The sequence below is a fragment of the Paenibacillus caseinilyticus genome (assembly GCF_027533645.1).
Lineage (GTDB): Bacteria > Bacillota > Bacilli > Paenibacillales > NBRC-103111 > Paenibacillus_G > Paenibacillus_G caseinilyticus.
In genome coordinates, this window is sequence record NZ_JAQAGY010000010.1 from 1 (window position 1) to 23,066 (window position 23,066).

The following is a 23,066-nucleotide window of genomic DNA, read 5'->3' on the forward strand; positions in this document are numbered from 1 at the left end:
TTCATTAATTTGACGGAGCATGTTATCTTTCGGCACGACGATATCATACAGAGCCGCATAAGGACTCAGAACCAAGCTTTGTTGTTGTTGGATCATCCGTCTCACCCACTTTTCGTGATGACTCAATTATACGTCAAAAAAAGCACAGCCACTTCAATTTTCTTGAAGTGCTGTGCTTTTTTATAGGACGGACTTTTTCAGTGGCCTCGGATTAAGGGAGCTCTTTTTGTGGTACAGGCGGACCAGGGGACGGCCGCAGCCGCGGCAGGCGTGTACGGCGTGTATCTATCCGGCAGCCTATGATACAATGGAGCTTATTTGAGTACAATCAGTGGAGTGATTCGCGCATGGCACAACTGCCGATCGATTCGGTATTAGAGGAGCTGGGGGAAGCCCTGGCTGTACATAACGGTGTGGTCTTAACAGCGGCGCCCGGAGCGGGCAAAACGACGAGGGTCCCTCTGGCGCTGCTGGACGCTGCTTGGCTTGCGGGGCGCAAGATCGTCATGCTGGAGCCCCGGCGGCTCGCGGCGCGGGCGGCGGCCCGGTTCATGGCACGCTCGCTCGGGGAAGCGGTCGGAGAGACCGTAGGCTACCGGGTCCGGCTCGATACGAAGGTGGGCCCCCGCACGCGCATCGAGGTGGTGACCGAAGGGGTGCTGACGAGGATGCTGCAGAGCGATCCGGCGCTGGAGGAGATCGGGCTGCTCATCTTCGACGAGTTCCATGAGCGGAGCCTGCAGGCGGACTTGGGTCTCGCCCTCAGCCTCGAGACGCAGAGCGTGCTGCGGGAGGACCTGCGGCTGCTCGTTATGTCGGCGACGCTGGAGGCAGAGGGTGTCGCCCGGCTGCTCGGCGGCGCGCCCGTCATCTCAAGCGAAGGCCGGAGCTACCCGGTCGATACGCGATATCTCAGCCGGCCGGCGGACGGCCGGATCGAACCGGCGGCGGCCCGGGTGATCGCCGAGGCGCTCTCCTCGCAGGAGGGCGACCTGCTCGTCTTCCTGCCCGGAGCGGCGGAGATCCGGCGCACCGCCCAGCTGCTCGCGGATCAAAAGCACGGCCCAAGCGTCCGGATCGCGCCGCTGTATGGCATGCTGTCGCCCGAAGCGCAGGATGCGGCGCTGGCGCCCTGCGCGCCCGGTATGCGCAAGGTCGTACTGGCCACGTCCATTGCTGAATCGAGCTTGACGGTGGAGGGCGTCCGCGTCGTCATCGACAGCGGGCTGATGCGCGTGCCCCGCTTTTCCCCCCGGACGGGAATGAGCCGCCTCGAGACGGTTACCGTCTCGGTCGCCTCGGCCGACCAGCGGAGGGGGCGTGCCGGCCGTCTCGGTCCGGGCGTGTGCTACCGCCTCTGGTCGGAGGCCGACCACCGCCAGCTCGCTGCACACAGCGTGCCCGAGATCCGCGAGGCGGATCTGGCCCCGCTCGTGCTGGAGCTGGCAGCCTGGGGCGCAGGCAGCCCGGAAGCGCTGGCGTGGCTCGACCCGCCGCCGGCCGGCGCCTACGCGCAGGCGGCCGAGCTGCTGCAGCAGCTCGGCGCGCTGGATGCGCAAGGGGCGGTCACGGCCCACGGGCGGGCCATCGCCGGGCTCGGCGTGCATCCGCGCCTCGGGCATATGCTGCTGCACTCTGCCGCGCTCGGCCTCGGCGGCCTCGCCTGCGAGCTCGCCGCGCTGCTCGGCGAGCGGGACGTGCTCGGCCGGGCGGACGACGCGGACCTGCGCACGCGCGTGGAACTGCTCCGCTCGGGCGGGCGCGCCGGCGGGGCCGAAGCGGCCGTGCTGGCGCGGATTGCCGCGGAAGCGGACCAGTGGCGGCGCCAGCTCGGTCTGCGCCGCGGCGAAGGGCAGGGCGAGCCGGCTTCGTGCGGCGTCTGCCTCGCGCTGGCGTACCCCGACCGGATCGGCCAGAACCGCGGCGGGGGCCGCTATCTCCTCAGCAGCGGCCGGGGAGCGGTGCTGAACCGCCAGCAGCTGCTCTGGAACGCCGCTTACATCGTGGCGGCGGAGCTCGACGACCAGGGGGCGGAGAGCCGGATCCGGCTTGCCGCCCCGCTGGACGAAGAGGAGCTGTACCGCGGAGCCGCCGGCGCGATCCGCAGCGAGCAGAGCATCGTCTGGGACCGGGGGGCAGGCGCGGTCCGCGCCCGCAAGCGGGACCGGCTCGGGGCGCTGCTGCTGCGCGAGACGGTGCTGGCGGATCCGGATCCGGACCGCCAGCTCGAAGCGCTGCTGGAGGGTATCCGGCTCGAGGGGCTGGGGCTGCTGCCCTGGTCGAAGGCGGCGAGGCAGCTGAGGGAGCGCATCGGGTTCCTCCACCGCCACCGCGGCGACTGGCCGGATGTCTCCGACGAGGCGCTGCTCGGCAGCCTGGAGGATTGGCTCGCGCCGCATCTGTACGGGATGAAGAGCCGGAGCGATCTGCAGCGGGCGCCGCTGTATGAGGCGCTGGAGTCGCTGCTGGCTTGGCCGCAGCGCCAGCTCCTCGGCGAATACGTGCCGACGCACGTGAGCGTGCCGAGCGGTTCGCGCATCCCGGTCGATTACAGCGATCCGGAGGCGCCGGCGCTGGCTGTGCGGCTGCAGGAGCTGTTCGGCCTCAGGGAAACGCCGCGCATCGCCGGAGGGAAGGTGGGGCTCGTGCTCCATCTGCTCTCCCCGGCGCAGCGGCCCGTGCAGGTGACGAAGGATCTCGCCAGCTTCTGGCGCGAAGGTTATTTTGAGGTGAAGAAGGATCTCAAGGGCCGTTATCCGAAGCATTATTGGCCGGAAGATCCGCTCGCCGCGCTGCCCACCAGCCGGGTCCGTCCACGCTCGTGAGGCAAAGGACGATTCCGTGAATTCGGGACAAGGGGCTAGAACCCGCGCATGCCAAAAAACTCCACTTTCGCCAGGGGCGGGCGTGGAGTTTTTTGGTGCTGGTGCTGCCTTTATCCTAACAGGCTGTCATAGCTCCATGGCTTGTCAACCCTCATGTCAGCCCTGCGTGTACCGGTAATCTTACTTACCAACGGAAATTTCCGAAGTACATCGCTGCGGGGCGCATCAGCCTCCAGCCCAGATAGAGAAGGGCCAGCGACAACAGCATGCCGAGCAGAAGATTCAGCTTGAACAGCATGAGCGCGGCGGCGGCTGCCATCGCCAGACCGCTGCAGATCCGCTTGAGCAGCGTGTCCGCCCCCCGCCAGAGACGGTAACCCACTCCGAGCAGGATCGTGGCGAACAGGTAAGTGAAGAACCCGGCGAGCCCGCCCCAGAAGAACAATCCCCAGATGCCCAGTCCGATCAGGACCGCACCTGCTACCCGTTTCCAATCCCATTTCATTTTCTTCACCATTCCCCTGCGTGAACTTGTCAATCTATGTTCTTATTGTATCGTATTCGGCGCGCCGCGCAAACCGTCCCAAGGCGGTATCCGAACTGGACCAAGGTCGGGGCTGAGTGTGCAAGGAAGAGCAATTCATACCCGTAAAAAAGGGCCGGCCGCTTTTCTATGAAAATGCTTGCAACCGCTTCCGGCCGGCCCCGTTCTGTAGTATAATGACTTCACCCCGCTTCGGGAAGCGACAAGAAAAGAACGGAGGAATGCCATGAGAGTGCATGATGTAACGGTAACGGACGATCTTCAGCCGGATCATTTGCAGCGGATTGCCCAGCAGGCCAGCCAATTCCGCTCTGATATAAAAATCAAGTTCGAGAGCGAACGGATTCAATTGGATGCGAAGAGCCTGCTCGGGATGATGATGCTGCCGCTGAGGCGCGGCACGCGGGTTACGATCCTGACCCAAGGCAATGACGAAGAAGAAGCGCTGGAGAGGATTACTTCCCTGCTGGAACGGCAGGAATGGCAGTGAGGAATGCAGCTTGCCGACAGCCCCTTGGACCGTAAGGTTCCGGGGGTTGTTTGCTGTGGCTGCCTTCCCCCATATTCTTATGCTATAGGGGATGGGGCACCTGATCTCCCGAATGATTCACAATCCCCCCTTGATTATGGTATTCTTTGCAATAGAAACAGAGAGAAAAGCCGCGCACCGGAAGGCCGCCGACAGGCGGAGGACCGAGTGACGCGGCGGATGGATAGGAGGCTGGACGATGGCTAGGAGGGATAGCGCCATGAGCCGGTCGGCCGCGGGAATCCTTATCGCATACACTGCGCTGCTGTTGTATACGATGTTCCTGGGCTTCAACCGGCCCGCGCGGCGTATTTATTTGCCGGATTTTCAGTACAATCTGGTTCCGCTGCGGACTGTGGGAGATTTTGTGTTACATGCCGGGCAGCACCAACCTCTGGACCTGATTATCAACCTCTTCGGCAATGTCGGCGTCTTCGTTCCCTTTGGGATCCTGCTGCCGGTTCTGTTCCGGCGCTGCAGGCGCAGACCCGCCGTCTTCGCCGCTTCCTTCCTGGGGCCCCTGGTACTGCTGGAACTGCTGCAGATGCTGCTGCGGGTAGGCACGTTCGATGTGGACGACCTGCTCTTGAACTCCATCGGAGCGGCTATCGGGTACAAGCTGTACCGGAAGGCCAGAAGAGAAGGATGGGTCTGACCTCTGTCACTTACCAGAGAGCGGCGTGAGGACCGCCCACCGGCATATATCGCGGATAACAGAGAACGCGACGAACCACTTCAAGGCCCCTTGTAAGAGAGGGCGGAAGTGGTTTTTTCATATCTAAGAATGTATATCTCGCCAGGGTTCGATCCTGATCATTCTTTTCAAGGCTGCTTCCGTTCATCCGATCATCGTTGCGCTGCTCATCCCGGGTGGCGGTTCATCGATCCTTTGCTGAGAACGGCAGCAGCACTGTTCTTGGCAGCTTCTCCCCCCTATCGCATTCCGCTATACCTGCTTGAGCCTGTAGTGCACGACGGCCGTATACAGCATGCCGTTCCTTACCGGATGGAAGGTGACTTGATGCTGGATGGAATGAACGTCGAGCAGTAAGGCTTTGTTCAGATTGATGCCGTCCTCGATGAGTCTCTCGAGCGTGCTCAGATCGTAGGATTCGAAGAATTCGACCTTGGTTTCGATTTTGTCCAATATAAAGTCCATTGTGATTCTCCCTGCCTCTGAAGTGATAGATTCCTTACCCATTATACCGCGTTCGGCAGGAAGTTCACATTCCCGGGCGGTTGGGGTACCATGAGGGAAAAAGGTTGCGGCCCGGTGCGGGCAGTGAAGGAGCGGGCGGTATGGGGCGAAGAGGGACAGGGCATCACGGGGAGATCCCGGAGGATCTGTTGAGGGCGTGCCGCAGCAGGCTGGGCTGGAGGGAGATCGGGAAGATCGAGCCGGTCCGCCGGGGCTGGCTGAATCTGAAGTGGAAGATGGAGACGGAGTGCGGCGCGTTCCTGCTGTAGCAATATCGCCGCGAGCGGTATGCGATGTACCGCGAGGACTCTGACTAATGAAGCGGAGGGCTTCCCTTGCCGGGATAGCCCTCTTTTGGGCTGCGCGCCCCGGCTTCGAATCCGAAATTCGGGGAATCGACGGGAAAAATGAAGCCTTACGGAGGCGTCTTCCGCCGCTTACAATAGGAACAGCAAAGGAAGTCCAAATCGAACAGGCTCTCAGCCTATGAGAGCCAAGCAGGAGGTGCTGCCCCATGCGCAGCGGCATTCGCTCCCATGCGCCGGCTCCCGGGATTGCCGGCCGGAGAACGGGAGCGGCAAAGTGGGTTCAAAGAGTATACGGACAGCGGTATCTGCAGGTGATGGCCCTGCTGGGGGTCGCCTGGATGATCGTGTTCAACTATATTCCGATGTACGGGATCATCATCGCGTTCAAGGAATTCAGCATCATCAAATCGATCTCCGCCGCCCCGTGGACGGGGCTCGAACACTTCAGGGCGTTCCTGACCGACGAGAATCTGCCCTATGTCATCAAGAACACGCTCGGCATGAGTCTGCTGAAGCTGGTTATCGGCTTTCCGCTGCCGATCTTGTTCGCCTTGTTCCTCAATGAGCTGCAGTCGGTCCGCTTCAAGAAGTCGGTCCAGACGATCTCGTATCTCCCGCATTTTCTCTCCTGGGTGATCCTCGGCGGGATCTTGGCGACGTGGCTGGCGGACGTAGGTATCGTGAACAAGCTGCTCCTCTCCCTCGGAATGATCACGGAGCCGATCTCGTACTTGGCCGAACCGGAGTACTTCTGGGGGATTGTCGTCACCACCGACATCTGGAAGGAGCTCGGTTGGTCGGCGATCATCTACCTCGCGGCGATCTCGAGCGTCTCGCCGGAGCTCTACGAGGCTGCCACGATGGACGGGGCGGGGCGGTTCCAGAAGATGTGGTTCATCACGCTGCCGTCCATCCAGGGCACGATTACGATACTCTTCATCCTGGCGATCTCGGGCGTGCTCAATTCGAACTTCGACCAGATTCTGGTGCTGCGCAACTCGCTTAATGAGAGCGCGAGCAGCGTCATCGACGTGTATGTGTACCAGATGGGGATCGTGAACTCCCGCTACTCGTACGCTACGGCCGTCGGTCTGATCAAGTCGCTGATCGCTCTCGCCCTGCTCCTCGGAGCCAATTATGTAACGAAGAAGCTCAACAACACATCTCTGTTCTAGACGGGATTCGAGTCCTGGTTCTAGTCCGAAAAGGAGGTCTGACCAATCATGCTTCAACTGCGGCGCAAAACCCCGGGGGAAGCGGTATTCGACGGGTTCAACGCCGTGCTTATGCTGTTCGTCTGCCTGATGACGCTGTATCCGATCTGGTACGTGCTCGTGAACTCGTTCAACGACGGAACGGATGCGATGCGCGGCGGCATCTACTTCTGGCCGCGGATCTTCTCGCTGGAGAGCTACCAAGCCGTGTTCGCGAACAGCGGCATCATGCAGGCGATGGGCATCACCGTGGCCAAAACGCTCGCCGGCACCGTGCTCCACGTCTTCTTCACGGCGATGGTCGCTTACGCCTTCTCGCGGCGGGAGCTCGTTGGGCGGCGGCTGTATATGTTCCTCGGTACGGTGACGATGTTCTTCAGCGGCGGTCTGATCCCGACGTACTTGCTCATCCGGGATCTCGGGCTGCTCGACAGCTTCTGGGTGTATATTATCCCGGCGATGTTCAACTTCTTCGATCTGATTATATTCCTGGCCTTCTTCCGGGAGATCCCGGCAGGGCTCGAGGAAGCGGCGAAGATCGACGGGGCGAATGACTTCCGGATCTTCTACGGCGTCGTGCTGCCGGTCTCGATGCCGGTCGTGGCGACCATCGCTCTCTTCCACGGGGTATACCAATGGAATGATTACTTCACGGGCATGATCTATATCAACAACCAGGAGTTGCAACCGATCCAGACCTATCTGTACCGGGTGGTCGCCCAGTCGAGCTCCAACCAGATGATGGCGGCGGCGCCCGGCGGCATCACCAAGAGTGTGACGTCCCAGTCGATCAAGCTGGCTACGATGGTCGTCACGACCCTGCCGATCGTCTTCGTGTATCCGTTCCTGCAGAAGTATTTTGTGAAGGGCTTCATGATCGGTTCCATCAAAGGGTAGAGGGTCGTCCAAACGCTGGACATCCCCATACCCACAATTGCTCAGCGTACATAGTTCACTTACTTAGGGGGATCAACCGATGATACGGACAACGCGACAATTTCTGGCACTCGTCATGGGCTGTGCCCTGGCGTTCACGGCTGCCTGCTCGAACGCGGGGACTGAGGGGAAGGACGCCTCTACGGCGGAGAAGGGGGCTGTGGTGGCTGCCGATCCGAACGCCCCGGGCTGGAAGGCGGATACCTCGCCGATTACGTTCGACTGGTATCTGAACTTCTCTTGGTTCCCGAACAAATGGGGCGTCGACCCTACTTCCCAGTACATCACGAAGAAGACCGGCGTGAATCTGAACTTCATCGTACCGGCGGGCAACGAGAACGAGAAGCTCAATACCATGATCGCCTCGGGCAAGCTGCCGGACTTCATTACGCTCGGATGGTACGAGGACAACGTGAAGAAGATGATCGAGGGCGGCCTGGTGCTTCCGCTGAACAAGCTGGCGGAGCAGTACGATCCGTATTTCGTCAAAGTGGCTGACCCGGCCAAAGTCTCCTGGTATACCCAGCCGGACGGCAATGTCTACGGGTATCCGAACGCCTCTTCGTCGCCGAAGGATTACCAGAAGTTCGGGGACAAGCAGACCTCCAACCAGACGTTCGTCGTCCGCAAGGACATGTACGAGGCGATCGGCAAACCGGATATGCGCACCCCCGAGGGCTTCCTGAATGCGCTGAAGGCCGCGAAGGAGAAGTTCCCCGAGGTGGGAGGACAGCCGCTGATTCCGCTCGGGCTGCATGATTTCACGGAGACCGGCAACTACTCGTTGGAAGGCTTCCTGCAGAATTTCCTGGCGATTCCGCAGGAGAAGGGCGGCAAGCTCTACGACCGGTATACGGATGCCGAATATTTGAGGTGGCTGAAGACCTTCCGCCAAGCGAATGCGTCGGGGCTGCTCGCCAAGGACCTGTTCATCGACAAGCGGCCTCAGATGGAGGAGAAAATATCGCAGGGACGCTACTTCGCCATGATGTACCAGCGCAGCGACTTCGCCGCACAGCAGAATGCCCTGTTCGCCAAGGATCCGAACTCCGTGTACATTGCGGTGGACGGCCCCGCGAACAGCAAGCTCGACCCGCCGGCGCTATCGGGGCCTGCCATCTCCGGCTGGGCGGTCACCCTGATCTCGAAGGATGTCAAGGACAAAGCGAGAGCGGTCCGCTTCCTGACTTATCTCCTTAGCGAGGAAGGGCAGAAGGATATGTATCTCGGGGAGAAGGGCGTGACGTACGACACGATAGACGGCAAAGACCAGTTCAAGCCGGAGGCGCTCGAGCTGCTGAACAAGGACCGCTCGGCCTTCGACAAGAAGTTCGGTGCATCCCATACGTTCTGGATGCTCATGGATACGAACATGAACCTGCAGTGGGCGCCGCCCGCGGTGGAGCCGTTCAAGCAGACGGAGGATTGGACCAAGGGCAAGACGAAGAGCTTCTCGCAGTTCGATCAGATCAATCCGACCGGCACCTCCGAGGAGGGCATCGCCCAGAACAAGATCGCCCAGACGTTCGGCAAGACGCTGCCGAAGCTGCTGCTCGCGAAGAGCGACGCGGAGTTCGACCAGCTCTTCGAGAAATTCCTCAAGGACCGCCAGAGTGCGGGGTATGACAAGGTGACCGCTTACCAGCAGAAGAAGTATGAGGAGAATGTGAAGAAGCTCGAGCAGTTCATGAAGTAGCATGCGAGTAAGCCCCTGCCGAAGAACCCGGGAATGCCCTTGGGTTCTTTGGCGTTGCGCCGATGTTAAGGATTCGGGTATCCCGCAGGGGAATGAAGGGAAGGGAGGAGTTCTTCCCAGAAGGGGAATTCTGGTTTAGAATAATAGCATTCTACGGGGCAGGCCGATCATGACTGCGGCAAGCGAAGGGGCGGAGCGGGACTGGGAAGCATGAGGGGAAAATGGAAAGACTGGAAAACTAGAATCGCCTACACGGCCGGGGGCGTCTCGCTGCAGACCCGGCTGATTGTATCGTATATTGTTATTATTCTGATTCCGATTCTGCTGCTGTCGCTCTATACGTTCAACACGTTCTACCAGAACAAGATCCGGGATATCATCAAGACCAACGAATCGATGCTGGAGGTCGAAGCCGTCAATATCCGCAGCCAGATGGAGACGATGGAGCGCACAGCGCAGCTCGTGGATTCCGACAAAGCTGTGAAGAATTACCTGCAGAGCACGAGGGAACTCGAGGTCAGCGAGCTCATCGATATCCGCACGGGAGCTTACGACAACCTGCTGCGCCTGCAGTTCAACAACCCGAGTATTGCCCACATCCGCCTCTTCTCGAACAACCCGAATGTGAAGGAGATCTGGCCGGTGTTCCTGCAGGAGGCCCGCATCGCGGACGAGCCCTGGTACGAGCTGGTGTTGGACCATCCGGGCCAGGTGACCTGGGTGTTCGAGGAATCGGACCGCGACGTTATTCAGCATATGGGGTCCGAGAACCTGGCAGCGCACGGCAAAGTGTCGCTGCTGCGGGAGATCTCTCTGGTGCAGGGCAGGCATACGGGCATCGTGCAGGTCGATATGCTCTTCGAGCAGATGTTTCCGAAAACGTTCTCAACCGTAACGGACGAGCAGTCGCAGATGTTCATCCAAGACCCCTTGGGGCGGCTGCATACCAAGAAAGATACGGCGTTCCTGGCAGGACTGGATCAGGCGGTGGTGCAGCGGGAGCTGCGCGGCCGCAGCGGACAGGAGAGCGGGAGCTTCGAGTTCACGAGCGGGGAGACGCCTTACCTTGCCGTGTTCGCGTCGCTGGATGGCTTGCAGGCGAAGATGGTCAACGTCGTCTCCCTGAAGGAGCCGCTGTCGGACATCCGGGAGACGCGCAACCGGATTATCCTGGCGAATATCGCCCTGATCGTCCTGCTGGCCGTGACGACGTATTTCCTGCTCTCCCTCATCCTGAAGAAGCTGCATGTACTCCAGGATTCGATGAAAAAGGTGCGGCAGGGGAACTTTCACTTCGATGTGGACATCCACGGCGGCGGGGAGGTTGGCGAGCTGGCCCACCACTTCCGTCTCATGCTCCGCAAGATCAACGAGCTCATCGCCGATGCCGTGAACAAGCAGGCTGCCACGAAGGAAGCGGAGCTGAATTCGCTGAAGAACCAGATCGACGCCCATTTTCTCTACAATACGCTTGAGAATCTGAAGATGCTGGCGGAGATCGAAGGGCAGTACGTCATCTCGGATTCGCTGACCTCGCTTGGCGGCATGATGCGCTACAACCTGAAGTGGACGAGCGACTATGTCCGTCTTGCCGATGAGCTGCAGCATATCGCCAACTATATCGCGATCATGAACGTACGGTATGACGGGCAGCTGCGGCTGGAGGTGGATGTCCCGCACCCGTACACGGAGCAGAAGGTGCCGAAGATGTCGCTGCAGCCGGTAGTGGAGAATGCGGTGAAGCACGCGATGGGCCCGTCCGCGGAAGGGGCGCATCTGCTTGTGATCCGGGTGAACGCCGCAGCGGAAGAGGGCTGCATGGTCATCCGGATCCGTGACAACGGGATCGGTATGACACCCGAGCAGCTGGAGGTGCTGGCCTCCGTGCTGCCGATGGAAGACCGGGAGTTCTTCCGGCACCGCCCGGGGAGCGCGGGGAGAGGTTCCGAATCCGAGGGGAGCGGCATCGGTCTTCGGAACGTGAACCAGCGGGTCCGTCTCTATTACGGCCCCCAGTATGGAATCGCAGTAGACAGCAGGGAAGGGGCTTACACGGAGGTCGTCTTGAAGCTTCCGCTCCAGCTGCTGACCGGAGGAGGATGAGAGCGCCATGCGCACATTGATGATCGTAGACGATGAGAAGAATATCCGGATCGGACTCTCAGCCATGATCGCCAGGGAGTTCCCGGATACGTATAGGATCGAGCTGGCAGGCGACGGGGAGGAGGCCTTGTCGAAGCTGGCTGATGCCTGCGCCGATGTGCTCATCACGGATATCCGCATGCCGCGGATGGACGGCATTGCGCTCATGAAGCGGATTCAGGCGATGGAGCGCAGGCCGCTGCTTCTGGTGCTCAGCGGGCATGACGATTTCGCTTACGCCAAGGAAGCGATCGAATGCGAGGTGAAGGGCTATCTGCTCAAGCCGATTGTCCGGGAGGAGCTGTTCACGGCGCTCCGCCGCCTGGAATCCGAGCTGCAGCGGCAGGAGCAGCTGGCGAGCCGGCTGCAGGAGGGCAGCGGCCAGCTCCGGACGCTGAAGGCCGGCCAGCTAGGTTATATCCTGCTGCATCCCGATATGGAGGAAAGCGAAGTCCGGGAGCGGCTGGAGTCGGCGGGAGCCGGGGGGTTCGGTCCGGGCTGGACGGCCGGCGTGCTGCGCTTTCCGCCGCAAGAGCGGCCCCGGCGGCTGGAAGAAGCATTATCCCGCCTGGAGCGCCTTCTTCCGGAGGAGGAGCAGGAAGCGCTGCGGAGGACGGTGGCGTTCCTGGACAAGGACCGCCAGCTCGTCATCCTGGCGGATGGCGGAGAAGCCGGGGGGCTCTTGGATGCGGCGCTTGCCCCTGATAACGCTTCGGACCTGCGTGCAGGCCTGCGTACCTGCCCGGCCCATGGCGGATCGCTCCGGCAGGTGTATCTGGAAGCGGTTTCTGCCCTGCGCTCGGGCTTCCTGTACTCAGGCCGGGGGGTGCGCCGCTTCGAGGCTCTCCCGAAGCGCACTCCCGCGCCGGTCCCGGCGGGGACGATCCGGCGGATCTCCAATATGCTCGGGATGCGCCGCTTCCCCGAGGTGAAGGCGCTGCTCGCCGAAGTCCTCGACCCGAAGACCGTCCTGGACCAAGGGATAGTCTATGCGGAGAACCTGTCGCGAAGTCTCAACGAGCTTCTCTTCGACCAGGTGTTCCACGCTTACGGGGAGGAATCCGTCGACATTCTGAGGCTGTACAAGAAAGCCGGCTCGATCGACCATTTTGACCACTATCACCAGTACATGCACAGCGTGGAACAGCTCGTGGAACTCCTCGACCAGTACATTGCGAATGTACGTGCCGTTCATGCCGAACATAAGGAAATCAAGCGCGCGGTCGCGTATATGGAGGAGAACTATGCCAAGAACCTCAACATGGCGATGGTCTCCAATCATGTCTCGCTGAGCTACACCTACTTCAGCCAGGCGTTCAAGGAATATACCGGTGAGAATTTCGTCGCCTATCTCAAAAAAATCCGTATACAGCGGGCCAAAGAGCTGCTGGAGTCGGAGGACGGCAAAATCTACGAGATCGCGGAGCAGGTGGGCTTCGAGAATACGAAGCAGTTCAACCGGGTCTTCAAGGAGATGGAGGGCATCACGCCGATGGAATACCGGAGCAAGATGAACCTGATTTCATAAGATGAACTTCAGTTCCTAAGGAGCGATCGGCAGACGGGAACCGTGCTGGCAGCGGCTGCTCTGAACTATTGGGGACGCCGCGTCGTCAGTATCTATGGCATTTAAGTTAGATAGAGATAAGCAGGGAGGGCGGCGGAAAATGATGAAGAAAAGCGGTGCAGCCCTGCTGCTTGCGGCGCTGCTGCTGCTTGGCGGGTGCGGGGACGATGCCGCCCTGGAAGAGCGGATCGATATGCAAGTGGCGAGCATCGCTTCAGCCTCTTCGGCGGTCACGTCGAGCAGCCCCGGGGATTATATTGCGGCGGAGCGCGAACGGTACGATGAGATCGTCAGCCTGGGCGAAGCCGCACTTCCCCACCTTCTTAACGAGCTGCGGGGGGCGAAGGGGGACAGCCTCGAAGGGTGGATCCGGGCGAAGGCCTGCGAAGATATCCTGCAGGAAGAAAGTCCTGTGAAGTCCTGGAGTACCGGCGGGGAATGGATCCGCCAGTATGATGAGGCCCGGCGGAAGGGACGGTCGTAAGAAGAGGCGGCAAGATTCAGGGGGGGATAGACCCAATGGATGCTCCACAGGTTGGAATCCCCCGGCAGCGCCGGGCTGTCCGGTGCTCCGGCAGTTTATCGCCGCCGTGGCTGTGGTGGAGCAGTATGCACAGGAGGATTTCAGCCAAGCTGGAGCCAGAAGAAGGGAGCCTTCTCCTTGGCTCCGGCTTGGCTTTTGGGTGCCGTTCGTTCTCACTGGCCTGCCGCATGCTGTATGCTGCCGGTGATCCAGCGAGGGTGGAGTGGTAAGATGAAGAGGAGTAAGCAATCCGGAGCAGAAAGGAGCGGAAGCTTTGGACCATGCACCGCTAAGGATCCAAGAGGCCGGTCCCGGTGCCATGAAAGACATCGCCGGACTGCTCGCCGAGAGCATGGAGGAAGGCTTCCGCCATGTAGGGAGGCTGGCGGCAGAGTACGAGTCGGGGACGAACCGCTTCGACCGGGAGGGCGAAGCCCTGTTCTTCGCATACGACGGTGATCAGGTGGTCGGCGTATACGGCCTAAACCGGGCCGGCGAGGACGCCGGAGCAGGGAGGGTACGGCGGATGTATGTGCTTAGAGCAAGCCGCCGTACCGGCGTGGGGAGCGCCCTGCTGCAGGCGGTGGCCGCTAAAGCCAAGGGGCACTTCAGCCGGCTCGAGCTTCGAACGGACTCGGAGGCTGCGGCAGCCTGGTATGAAGCCTGGGGCTTCAAGGTCCGGAAGGACCGGGAAGACGTAACGCATGAGCTCACCTTGGATGAAGGGAGACTACAAGGTGGAAGCGGAAGCCGCAAGCAAGGCTGAGATTCAAGCCAAGATCTATATTGCGAAAAGCTTATCTGAGATCGAGCGCGAGTATGGAGCGGAACGTGTGGCGGAGATTTACTCCTGCAGCCGTGACGGGGACGGAGGTGCAGTACTAACGCCCGGGGGCTAACCTTACGGGCTGCGAAACCGGACTGCCCATCCTCCTGCGGTTGTGGTATCCTAGGGGAATAGCTGTGAACCAACCGGGGGAGAGACTGTCGATGAAATTCAGACCATGCATTGATCTGCATCAAGGCAAAGTAAAACAGATTGTGGGCGAGACGCTCGGCGCGGCCGGCGGCGCGGTTGTCGAGAATTTCGTGTCGGAGCACACGCCGTCCTATTACGCATCCATGTTCCAAGCCGACGGGTTGAAGGGTGGCCACGTGATCATGCTAGGCAGCGGGAACGAAGAGGCGGCGGCGGAAGCGCTCGGAGCCTATCCCGGCGGGCTGCATATCGGTGGGGGCATTACGGCGGAGACTGCGGCCTCGTACCTTGCGAAGGGGGCGTCGCATGTCATTGTGACCTCGTATATTTTTCGGGACGGGGAGCTCGATATGCAGCGTCTGGACCGGCTCGTCTCCGAGGTGGGGCGGGAGCGCCTGGTCATCGACCTGAGCTGCAAGGCAAGCGGGGACGGCTGGTTCGTGGCGACGAACCAGTGGAAGACGCTCAGCACCTTCGAGGTGACAGCTGCGTCGCTGCGGGAGCTCGAGGGCTACTGCGACGAATTCCTCATCCATGCGGTCGATGTGGAAGGCAAGCGGGCCGGCATCCATGAGGGCCTGGTGAGGCACTTGGCGCAGGGGGTTACGATCCCGACGACCTACGCCGGGGGAGCCCGGTCGCTGGAGGATCTCGCGCTGTTCCGCCGGCTGGGCGGGGACAAGCTCGATATCACCATCGGCAGCGCACTGGATATCTTCGGCGGGAAGCTGAGCTACCGGGAGGTTGTAGCTTACTGCAGATAAGTGATGCCATGGCTCATGAAAAGAGGCGGAGGATGGGCATGAGATCCATCGGTGGCTTTGACCGTGCGGCGCAGGGTTTGCATGGGGACAAGCTTGTGGTAAAATATACACATAACGCATAGGATAACAAAAGAGAGAAGAGGCGGGCACCTCTTCCCTCGGTACTTGTTATTCGAGCGTCTCATCCGTCTCATGTCAGCAAAGACATAACAGCGAAATGACCGTCCGGGCCGCGAACCCTTGAGGACGGTCATTTTCGTTTGTCTATATAGGTCAGAAGCGCTAGGATGAAGGTTCCGAACGCAAGATAAGACACTATGGTTTCAAACGTTGACATAGGCGATCACCTCCCTTCACGGAGGCGCGCCCGTCCCTGCGGGAGAACAAGTACCATGGACAATTATACCATTTTTCGACGTGGAACGCCACGCCGGAGGCTTATCCGAAGGACTGGTTTGAGCGGAAGAAACGGGGATTCTCACAACATTTTATTGACCCGGGAAGGAAGGCGTGGATTTCCAATTTATTCTAATGGTACAATAGGTTTTCCATGTTAGTATGAAGGCAGGCCGTTCATGGACTTCATTCATCGGCGGCTAGTTCGGAGGGATCGACACATGAATGAAATCCTTGCCATCTTCATAGCGGCAGCATTACCGCTGTTCATCATCCTCTTGTTCGTCCATCTTGTCCGCGAGCGAAACGAACGGATCCAGGTGGAGCAGGAGGTGGAGCCTATCGGCATCTTCACCGGCGGCGGCCGGTTTCAGTACGGGGCCCTTACGACGAAGTTCACGTATCCTTTTGTGCAGGTCAGAGCGTACCCGGAATTTGTTGTTATCAGCTATTCCTCCAAATGGATGTTCCGTTACTCCGAGATATTGTCCGTGAAAGAGAGCTTCGGCGGGCTTGTCATCCGGCACCGGAAACCGGACTATCCGGATAAAATTGTTGTGGCCGTGGGGACGGAGGAGCTCATCACTCTGTTCCGGGAGAAAGGAGTGGAAGTCCTGAACTAACGGGTCCCTGTGCCATAAACGGCATCAGTAACCGACGGAAGCGGGGCTCTCTAACACTGAACGGATCATGGAGCGCCTTGATCGCCTATTAACGTCAACAAAAACCAGGAACACGCGATTGAGGGCAGGCCATGACAACCGTGAATCACACGATCAAACGACTGCTTACTTCCGGTCAGAGGGAAGAGAAAGGATGATGGTATCGCATGACGACACTAGGCACCCTGCTCACGATCGCGGCTGCACTTTTTTTGATCCTCTTTCTCGGTCCTCCCGGGATCATGTTGGTGCTCGCTATGACCTTCGGTCTGACACTGAGCTCCTACCTCCGCCACAAGGAGATCCAGGAGGCTCTTCGCATGATCAAGAAGCATCTCGGTATAGGGGATGAAGAGGGGCGGAATTACCACATGACCGATGAAGAGATCGAGGAGGAGCTGTACCTGCTGCATGCGGAAGAAGAGCCTGCCGATGGGATGAGCGAGCTGGATCTGGAGATCGAAAAAGAACTGGAAGCCTTCGCTGACGAAGAGGAGAAGAAGAACAAGAAGCCTTGAACCCGAACCGTTGCCGCCAGATGGACGAAGCAGTGGCAGTGGAACGCGGTAGGGATATCGCTTAATGGGGAGTACAGCAGACTTACAATCGGGTTAAGGAGGGAATGAGGCCATGATTTATACTCACAGGCTGGCGGTGGCGGAAGATTACGAGAAGCTGTGTGCCTTCCCGCAGAACAAGGTGGAGCAGTTCTACATGTATCCGCGCTGGAGCTATCCGGTGAGTGCAGCAGAGATGCGGGAAGTGGCTGCTGGACGGATGGCGCCCACCGTTCTCTTGCGCGGCGGGGAAGCGGCTGCATACGGCAACCTGTACTATGCTGCAGGGGAAGAAGGGGTGTGGATCGGCAACGTGATCGTATCTCCGCTGCACCGGGGCCAAGGAGCAGGCACGGCGCTGATCCGTACGCTCATGGAGAAAGCCCGAAGCGAGCTGGGGGCAGGTGAGGTGCAGCTGATGTGCCACAGCACGAATACGGCTGCCCTCCTCCTGTACCGCAAGCTGGGATTCAAGCCGTATGAATGGGCGGAGAAGACCGGTCCGTACGGTGACCCGGTGCTGCTGTTGAAGCTGAAGCAGTCCCTGTAGAAGGAAGCGGCCTGCTTCCCGCGCCTGCCTCTTCTGCGGGTGGGGCAATGCGGCCTGCTGCAGCATCCGCCTAAAAGATATATCCGGCACGTCCCACGGGGAGGGGCCGCGTTTATTGAAAATATCAGATGACAGTAACGGGCTTCTGCGCGGTCTGGTGTCTGCTTCTTACGAAGAAGCCTGGCCGGCGGCCAGGCTTCTGTTCGTAAGTCTATGCGCAACAAAAAAAACCAACCCATTGCATATGGCGAAGCGCCCGTGTTACAATGGAATCTGGTTCGTCAAAATTGACAAGTGTGTGAATAAAAATATCCTAATATAATATTAGCACACAAGAGCTTACTTGTCAAACCGCGGACCGATTTTGCTTATTAGAGGAGCGGTGCTATGTCAATCAGTAAAGAAGAACGGGCGGCAGAACAGCGGCGGGTAACCGCCGTGGCGAAGGAGATCCGCGGCCGGCTGGACGCCCTCGAGGAAGAAAGCGGCGGCTTCAAGGCGGACATCGTCAGCATACGCAAGCACTTCTGGGACGATGTGACGATCAATCTCGACGGGGCGGAAGAAGTGTATGAGACCTTCGCGAGCCTGAAGCAGCAGGCGGAGATCCTCTCGGAGAGGGAGCGCAGCCACAGGCGGGTGCAGGAACAAATCCGGCTTTTGCGGCGGCTGCGGGAGTCCCCTTACTTTGGCCGGATCGACTTTCGGGAAGAGGGCGACGACCGCGGGCCGGAGGCCGTCTATATCGGTACGGGATCGCTGATCGACGAGAGCGGGCTGTCGTTCCTGATCTACGATTGGAGAGCGCCGGTTGCTTCGATGTATTACGACTACGGTCCGGGTCCGGCAGGCTATGAGACGCCGGGAGGGACCATCTCCGGGGAGGTGGTGCGCAAGCGGCAGTACATCATCCGGGGGGAACACATCCAGGCGCTCTTCGATACGGGGCTCACGATCGGGGACGAACTGCTGCAGCATGTGCTGGGCGGAGCCTCGGATACCCATATGAAAAGCATCGTGGCCACGATCCAGCGGGAGCAGAACCGGGTTATCCGCAGCGAGCGCCCCCGGCTGCTGGTCGTGGAGGGAGCGGCTGGCAGCGGCAAGACGTCTGCAGCGCTCCAGCGGATCGCCTACCTGCTGTACCGCTACCGCGAGACGCTGCGCGCGGAGCAGATCGTGTTGTTTTCGCCGAACGCGATGTTCTCTTCGTATGTATCCACGGTACTGCCCGAGCTCGGGGAGGACAATATGGTGCAGTCGACCTTCCAGGAGTATCTCGATTACCGGCTTGGGGACGAATTCCGGGCCGAAGACATGCTGGATTCCCTGGAGTATGTGTACGGTAACGCCGAAGGAGCGGAATACGGGCTGCGTCTGGCGGGAATCACGGCCAAAGCGCAGAGGGCCTTCATGGAGAGGCTGAACACCTATAAGGATGCGCTGGGCCGGCAGGGCGGCATGATGTGGAGGGAGCTCGAGTTCCGGGGCGCCGTGATCGTAAGCGAGGAGGAGATGAACCGGCGGTTCTACGAGCTGGATCCCGGCATGTCCATCCCGAACCGGCTCGAGATGCTCGCCGGGGAGCTGGTTCAATCGGCGGAAGCCTATCTGCGAAGCCAGCTCCACGCCCCCTGGGTGGAGGAAGAAGTGCAGACGCTGGATTCGGAGGCTTACCTGGCCGCGTACAATCGGCTGCAGCAGCGCAAGCGTTTCTCGGAGCATACGTTCGATGACCATGACCGGGAGTACGATGAGTTGGCCAAAGCGCTGCTGCGGGACTATGCCGCGCCCCTCAAAAAATGGATCCGCAGCCTCCGGTTCGTCGATACGGCCGGCATGTACGCCGCCTTGTTCGCTGATCCGGCGCTGCGCCGGACGTATCTGTACGGTCTGGCCTCGGAAGAAGAGGATACCGGCATCATAGACGGATGGTGCGGCTACACGGTCCGCCGGATGGGCAGGGGCGAGCTCGCTTATGAGGACGGGGCGCCCTACTTGTTCTTCAAGGACTCGCTCGAAGGATTCCGGATCAATGCTTCTGTGCGTCATGTGTTCGTCGATGAGGCACAGGATTACACGCCGTTCCAGTGGGCCTATCTCCGGCGGATCTTCCCGCGAAGCCGGTGGACGATCCTCGGAGATCCTTATCAGGGGATCGGGGCCCATCAGTTGGAGGGAGGCGGGTTCGGTCATCTGGCCGAGCTGGCGGAGCCGGCCGACACGGAGCGCATGGCCCTTACGAGAACGTACCGTTCGACGAAGGAAATCGTGAAGTTTACCCGGTCGCTGCTGCCAGGCTCGGTGATCGAACCCTTCGAGCGGGAAGGCCCTCTGCCGACACTGACTGTTCTGGAGGAGGGGGAGAAGGAGGCACTCCCCGCTGCGATCCGCCGGAGGACGGAGGCGGTTCTGGCCTCGGGACACCGGACCGTTGCCATCCTGTGCAAGAACGAGAGCGAGAGCATAGAAGCTTACGAAGCGCTCCGGAACGTGATGGACGTGTCGAGGATCAGCCGCAGGTCAGGAGGCTTCGAGCCCCGTGTTCTCGTGCTTCCGGCTTATTTGGCCAAGGGCGTGGAGTTCGACGCGGTGCTGATCTATGACGTATCGCAGGCGAACTATGGCAGCGAGCGCGAGCGGAAACTCCTCTATACGGCATGCACCCGGGCGATGCACGAGCTCCACTTGTTCAGCCGGGGGGAGCCCAGCGGTCTGCTGCGCGATACGCCGCATGACACTTACATGAAGCAAAATGCCCTTGACAATCCCATTCAATAAAGTCATAATGACATTATTGAATGGTGCTCGCGTTTTCTTACAGCACGGCATGAGTACATGCCGGGGGGAGGCGCACTAATTAACAGGGTAAAGCGGCAGCAGGGCAGAGGGGTAATGGACATCATTTCCTGAGAAATAATGGGATCCGCGAAGACTCCTATAAGGCTTCCCTTCAGCGGTGAAAGGCAAGGATGCCAAGGAGGTATTCTTGGCAGCTGCAGAGCAGTGCCGTCATTCGTCAGAGCCGCGGAGGCTCCTATCTTCTCTTTTGGAACCTCCGCGGCATTGCTGCGGTGCTGCTTGTTTTTTTGGCCCGCGATATTGTCATTATGATATACTGTATAGGATTTGTCCCGGCGGGACAACCGGGATCGGGATAAGATCATGTTGCACTGGATCATGAAGGAACAAGTAAGAAACTGGATTAAAGGAAATGCGATTATAGGAAACTTGATTATAGGAAACTTGATTATAGGAAAGATACGGAAGGGGAGAATAACATGGGGAAGGCACTCATCGTTATCGATTATACGGTCGATTTTATTACCGGCAAGCTGCCCTGCGGGGAACCAGGCATGGCGATCGAGGGGGAACTGGTACGTATTACGGAGGAGTTCCTCCGGGAAGGCGGCGAAGTGGTGATGGCTGTCGACCTGCATGAAGAGGGAGATCCTTATCATCCCGAGAGCCGGCTGTTCCCTCCCCACAATATCCGGGGGACGAGCGGGAGGAATTTGTACGGCCGGCTCCAGGATGTCTACGAAGCGAACCGGGAGAAGATCCACTGGATGGACAAAACGAGATACAGCGCCTTCTGCGGCACGGATCTGGAGCTGCGTCTGCGGGAGAGAGGCATCCGGGAGGTGCATCTGGCCGGCGTCTGCACAGACATCTGTGTGCTGCACACCGCCGTGGATGCCTATAACAAAGGCTTCGGAATCACGGTGCACGGCGGGGCGGTAGCCAGCTTCAACCCTGCCGGACACGAATGGGCGCTGGGCCACTTCGCGGGAACACTCGGGGCGCAGGTCGTCTGAATGCCGGGCCGTGCCGGAGGGCAGTCATTTGGAATTCGCACCGATTGACTTCTAATGAATTGAGTGTAATTAAATTGAACCCAAAACGATAAAAGACAATCTATAGAGCGCAATCTATAGAACTCATTCTATAGAACGCAAGCCCAATAAACATAAAGCATAGTGAACCGTCAGCATCATGCAGCCATAGACGGACCGACAGACAGGAGACGAGCAGACATGCCTTACGACAATTTGACTCTTCATACGGATAAATATCAGATCAACATGATGTACGCCCATTGGTTTCATGGTACGCTGAACGATAAAGCGGTCTTCGAAGCTTACTTCCGGAAGCTGCCGTTCGGCAACGGCTTTGCGGTCTTTGCCGGTCTGCAGCGGATTGTTGAGTACATCCGCGAGCTGCACTTCGACGAAGAGATGCTATCCTACTTGGCACAGCAGGAGGAGAATTACGACCCTGCGTTCCTCGAGGAGCTGCGCAATCTCCGGTTCACCGGCCAGCTGTGGTCGGTGCCGGAGGGAGAGCTGGTGTTCCCGAACGAGCCGCTCGTGCGGGTGGAAGCCCGGGTCTTCGAGGCTCAGCTGATCGAGACGGCGCTGCTCAACTTCCTCAACTACCAGACGCTGATCGCAACGAAGGCTTCCCGGATCCGGCAGGTGGCCGGGGGAGACGTGCTGCTTGAATTCGGCACGCGACGGGCGCAGGAGGCGGATGCTGCCGTATGGGGGGCAAGAGCGGCGTACCTGGCCGGCTTCGACGCTACGTCGAACCTGCGCGCAGGCATGCGCTTCGGCATTCCGGCCAAAGGCACGCATGCGCATGCCTGGGTGCAGGGGCATGCGACGGAGGAGGAAGCGTTCGACCGGTTCGCGGCCGCGCTGCCCGACCAGGTGACGCTGCTCGTCGACACATACGATACGCTGAAGAGCGGCATCCCGAATGCGATCCGGACGGCGAAACGGATGGAGAGCCAGGGCAAGCGCATGCAGGCGGTGCGTCTGGACAGCGGAGACCTCGCTTACTTGTCGAAGGCGGCCCGGGCGATGCTGGACGAGGCGGGTCTGCCTTATGTCAAGATCACGGCGTCGAACGATCTCGACGAGAACATCATCTTCAACCTGAAGGCGCAGGGGGCTGCCATCGATTCGTGGGGGGTCGGCACCCAGCTCATCACTTCGGCCGACCAGCCGTCGCTTGGCGGAGTATACAAGCTGGTCGCCCGCGAGAGCGGCGGCGAAATCGTGCCGGTGATCAAGATCTCGGGCAATCCCGAGAAGATGACGACGCCGGGGCTGAAGGAAACGTACCGGATCGTCAACAGGAAGACGGGCAAGGCGGAGGCCGATTATATTGCCCTGAAGCACGAAGACGACATGGTGAAGGGGCTCCCGCTCAACCTGTTCGATCCGGTTCACCCGTACCTCTCGAAGATCGTGGAGGACTATGAGGCGCAGCCGCTCTTGAAGGAAGTGTTCCGGGACGGTCAGCAGGTCTATGCGCTTCCGGAGCCCGAAGAGATCCGGACGTATCACCGTTCGAGGCTGGGGATGTTCTGGCCCGAGTACATGCGCAAGCTGAATCCCGAGCGGTATCCGATCGACCTCAGCCCGGCAGCATGGGAGCTGAAGATGAATCTGATCAAGAAGCACCAGAAGCAGTAGGGCGGCAGCGGGGCCGCCATCCCCTCCATAGAGGCACCGGAGTCCGGCGCCCGGCTGCTTCCATAGAGCCCGTTCGCCGGGCCCATGGAATACTGCAGCTAGCCCGTTCCCGTGGCCCGTCTTCACATTCACTCTGTCTATCAGCCGTTGTATGTATCGAATCCGAATCTGACGATCCCTTCCAGTGCGGAGG

At 59.8% G+C, this 23,066-nt stretch carries 21 protein-coding genes; 18 read left to right on the top strand and 3 right to left on the bottom strand.

Going from position 1 to position 23,066, the window contains the following annotated elements:
- Window positions 1–347: 347 nt before the first annotated feature.
- Complete coding sequence (hrpB, locus tag O9H32_RS16285) at window positions 348–2,825, top strand: ATP-dependent helicase HrpB (RefSeq protein WP_269867178.1); 2,478 nt, start codon at window positions 348–350, stop codon at window positions 2,823–2,825.
- A gap of 184 nt (window positions 2,826–3,009) precedes the next feature.
- Here hrpB and O9H32_RS16290 read toward each other — a convergent pair whose 3' ends face one another.
- Window positions 3,010–3,330: a hypothetical protein gene (locus tag O9H32_RS16290; RefSeq protein ID WP_269867179.1), complete on the bottom strand. Its 321-nt coding sequence runs from the start codon at window positions 3,328–3,330 to the stop codon at window positions 3,010–3,012.
- Between the two features lie 265 nt (window positions 3,331–3,595).
- On the opposite strand from O9H32_RS16290, the gene O9H32_RS16295 reads away from it, so the two are divergent.
- Together O9H32_RS16295 and O9H32_RS16300 are read left to right on the top strand one after the other, a co-directional pair.
- Window positions 3,596–3,859 carry an HPr family phosphocarrier protein gene (locus tag O9H32_RS16295; RefSeq protein WP_269867180.1) on the top strand — a complete coding sequence of 88 codons (264 nt, stop codon included), beginning with the start codon at window positions 3,596–3,598 and terminating at the stop codon, window positions 3,857–3,859.
- A gap of 238 nt (window positions 3,860–4,097) precedes the next feature.
- Window positions 4,098–4,553 (top strand): VanZ family protein, encoded by a 456-nt coding sequence (locus tag O9H32_RS16300; protein ID WP_269867181.1) that lies wholly within the window; start codon window positions 4,098–4,100, stop codon window positions 4,551–4,553.
- Window positions 4,554–4,844: 291 nt separating this feature from the next.
- On the opposite strand, the gene O9H32_RS16305 is transcribed toward O9H32_RS16300, so the two are convergent.
- Window positions 4,845–5,057 (bottom strand): DUF2536 family protein, encoded by a 213-nt coding sequence (locus tag O9H32_RS16305; RefSeq protein WP_269867182.1) that lies wholly within the window; start codon window positions 5,055–5,057, stop codon window positions 4,845–4,847.
- Window positions 5,058–5,197: 140 nt separating this feature from the next.
- Here O9H32_RS16305 and O9H32_RS16310 point away from each other — a divergent pair, with 140 nt between their 5' ends.
- The 9 genes from O9H32_RS16310 (at window position 5,198) to hisA (ending at window position 15,225) form a co-directional block, all read left to right on the top strand.
- Window positions 5,198–5,365 carry a hypothetical protein gene (locus tag O9H32_RS16310; RefSeq protein ID WP_269867183.1) on the top strand — a complete coding sequence of 56 codons (168 nt, stop codon included), beginning with the start codon at window positions 5,198–5,200 and terminating at the stop codon, window positions 5,363–5,365.
- 245 nt (window positions 5,366–5,610) lie between these two features.
- Window positions 5,611–6,579, top strand: coding sequence for an ABC transporter permease (locus O9H32_RS16315; RefSeq protein WP_269867184.1), 969 nt, complete (start codon window positions 5,611–5,613; stop codon window positions 6,577–6,579).
- 48 nt (window positions 6,580–6,627) lie between these two features.
- Entirely contained in the window at window positions 6,628–7,515 is an 888-nt protein-coding gene (locus O9H32_RS16320) for a carbohydrate ABC transporter permease (RefSeq protein ID WP_269867185.1), read from the top strand.
- A gap of 115 nt (window positions 7,516–7,630) precedes the next feature.
- On the top strand, window positions 7,631–9,250 hold the full coding sequence (locus tag O9H32_RS16325) for an extracellular solute-binding protein (RefSeq protein ID WP_406627337.1): 1,620 nt from the start codon (window positions 7,631–7,633) through the stop codon (window positions 9,248–9,250).
- 210 nt (window positions 9,251–9,460) lie between these two features.
- A complete protein-coding gene (locus O9H32_RS16330) occupies window positions 9,461–11,353 on the top strand; it encodes a cache domain-containing sensor histidine kinase (protein WP_269867187.1) in 1,893 nt (630 codons plus the stop codon).
- Window positions 11,354–11,360: 7 nt separating this feature from the next.
- Window positions 11,361–12,920, top strand: coding sequence for a response regulator transcription factor (locus O9H32_RS16335; protein WP_269867188.1), 1,560 nt, complete (start codon window positions 11,361–11,363; stop codon window positions 12,918–12,920).
- A gap of 139 nt (window positions 12,921–13,059) precedes the next feature.
- A complete protein-coding gene (locus tag O9H32_RS16340; protein WP_269867189.1) occupies window positions 13,060–13,443 on the top strand; it encodes a hypothetical protein in 384 nt (127 codons plus the stop codon).
- Between the two features lie 313 nt (window positions 13,444–13,756).
- Entirely contained in the window at window positions 13,757–14,248 is a 492-nt protein-coding gene (locus tag O9H32_RS16345) for a GNAT family N-acetyltransferase (RefSeq protein ID WP_269867190.1), read from the top strand.
- 224 nt (window positions 14,249–14,472) lie between these two features.
- Window positions 14,473–15,225 carry a phosphoribosylformimino-5-aminoimidazole carboxamide ribotide isomerase gene (gene hisA, locus O9H32_RS16350; protein ID WP_269867191.1) on the top strand — a complete coding sequence of 251 codons (753 nt, stop codon included), beginning with the start codon at window positions 14,473–14,475 and terminating at the stop codon, window positions 15,223–15,225.
- Between the two features lie 250 nt (window positions 15,226–15,475).
- On the opposite strand, the gene O9H32_RS16355 is transcribed toward hisA, so the two are convergent.
- The gene (locus tag O9H32_RS16355) at window positions 15,476–15,562 is read right to left on the bottom strand and encodes a putative holin-like toxin (RefSeq protein WP_269867407.1); all 87 of its coding nucleotides are present in this window, start codon (window positions 15,560–15,562) and stop codon (window positions 15,476–15,478) included.
- Window positions 15,563–15,842: 280 nt separating this feature from the next.
- On the opposite strand from O9H32_RS16355, the gene O9H32_RS16360 reads away from it, so the two are divergent.
- From O9H32_RS16360 to O9H32_RS16385, 6 genes are all read left to right on the top strand, one after another.
- On the top strand, window positions 15,843–16,244 hold the full coding sequence (locus O9H32_RS16360; RefSeq protein WP_269867192.1) for a hypothetical protein: 402 nt from the start codon (window positions 15,843–15,845) through the stop codon (window positions 16,242–16,244).
- A 206-nt stretch (window positions 16,245–16,450) separates the two neighbouring features.
- Window positions 16,451–16,801 carry a hypothetical protein gene (locus O9H32_RS16365; protein ID WP_269867193.1) on the top strand — a complete coding sequence of 117 codons (351 nt, stop codon included), beginning with the start codon at window positions 16,451–16,453 and terminating at the stop codon, window positions 16,799–16,801.
- Window positions 16,802–16,913: 112 nt separating this feature from the next.
- Window positions 16,914–17,390 (top strand): GNAT family N-acetyltransferase, encoded by a 477-nt coding sequence (locus O9H32_RS16370; protein ID WP_269867194.1) that lies wholly within the window; start codon window positions 16,914–16,916, stop codon window positions 17,388–17,390.
- Window positions 17,391–17,777: 387 nt separating this feature from the next.
- A complete protein-coding gene (gene helD, locus O9H32_RS16375; protein ID WP_269867195.1) occupies window positions 17,778–20,171 on the top strand; it encodes an RNA polymerase recycling motor HelD in 2,394 nt (797 codons plus the stop codon).
- Between the two features lie 500 nt (window positions 20,172–20,671).
- Window positions 20,672–21,208 (top strand): cysteine hydrolase family protein, encoded by a 537-nt coding sequence (locus tag O9H32_RS16380; protein WP_269867196.1) that lies wholly within the window; start codon window positions 20,672–20,674, stop codon window positions 21,206–21,208.
- A 219-nt stretch (window positions 21,209–21,427) separates the two neighbouring features.
- Window positions 21,428–22,873: a nicotinate phosphoribosyltransferase gene (locus O9H32_RS16385; protein ID WP_269867197.1), complete on the top strand. Its 1,446-nt coding sequence runs from the start codon at window positions 21,428–21,430 to the stop codon at window positions 22,871–22,873.
- Window positions 22,874–23,066 lie beyond the last annotated feature (193 nt).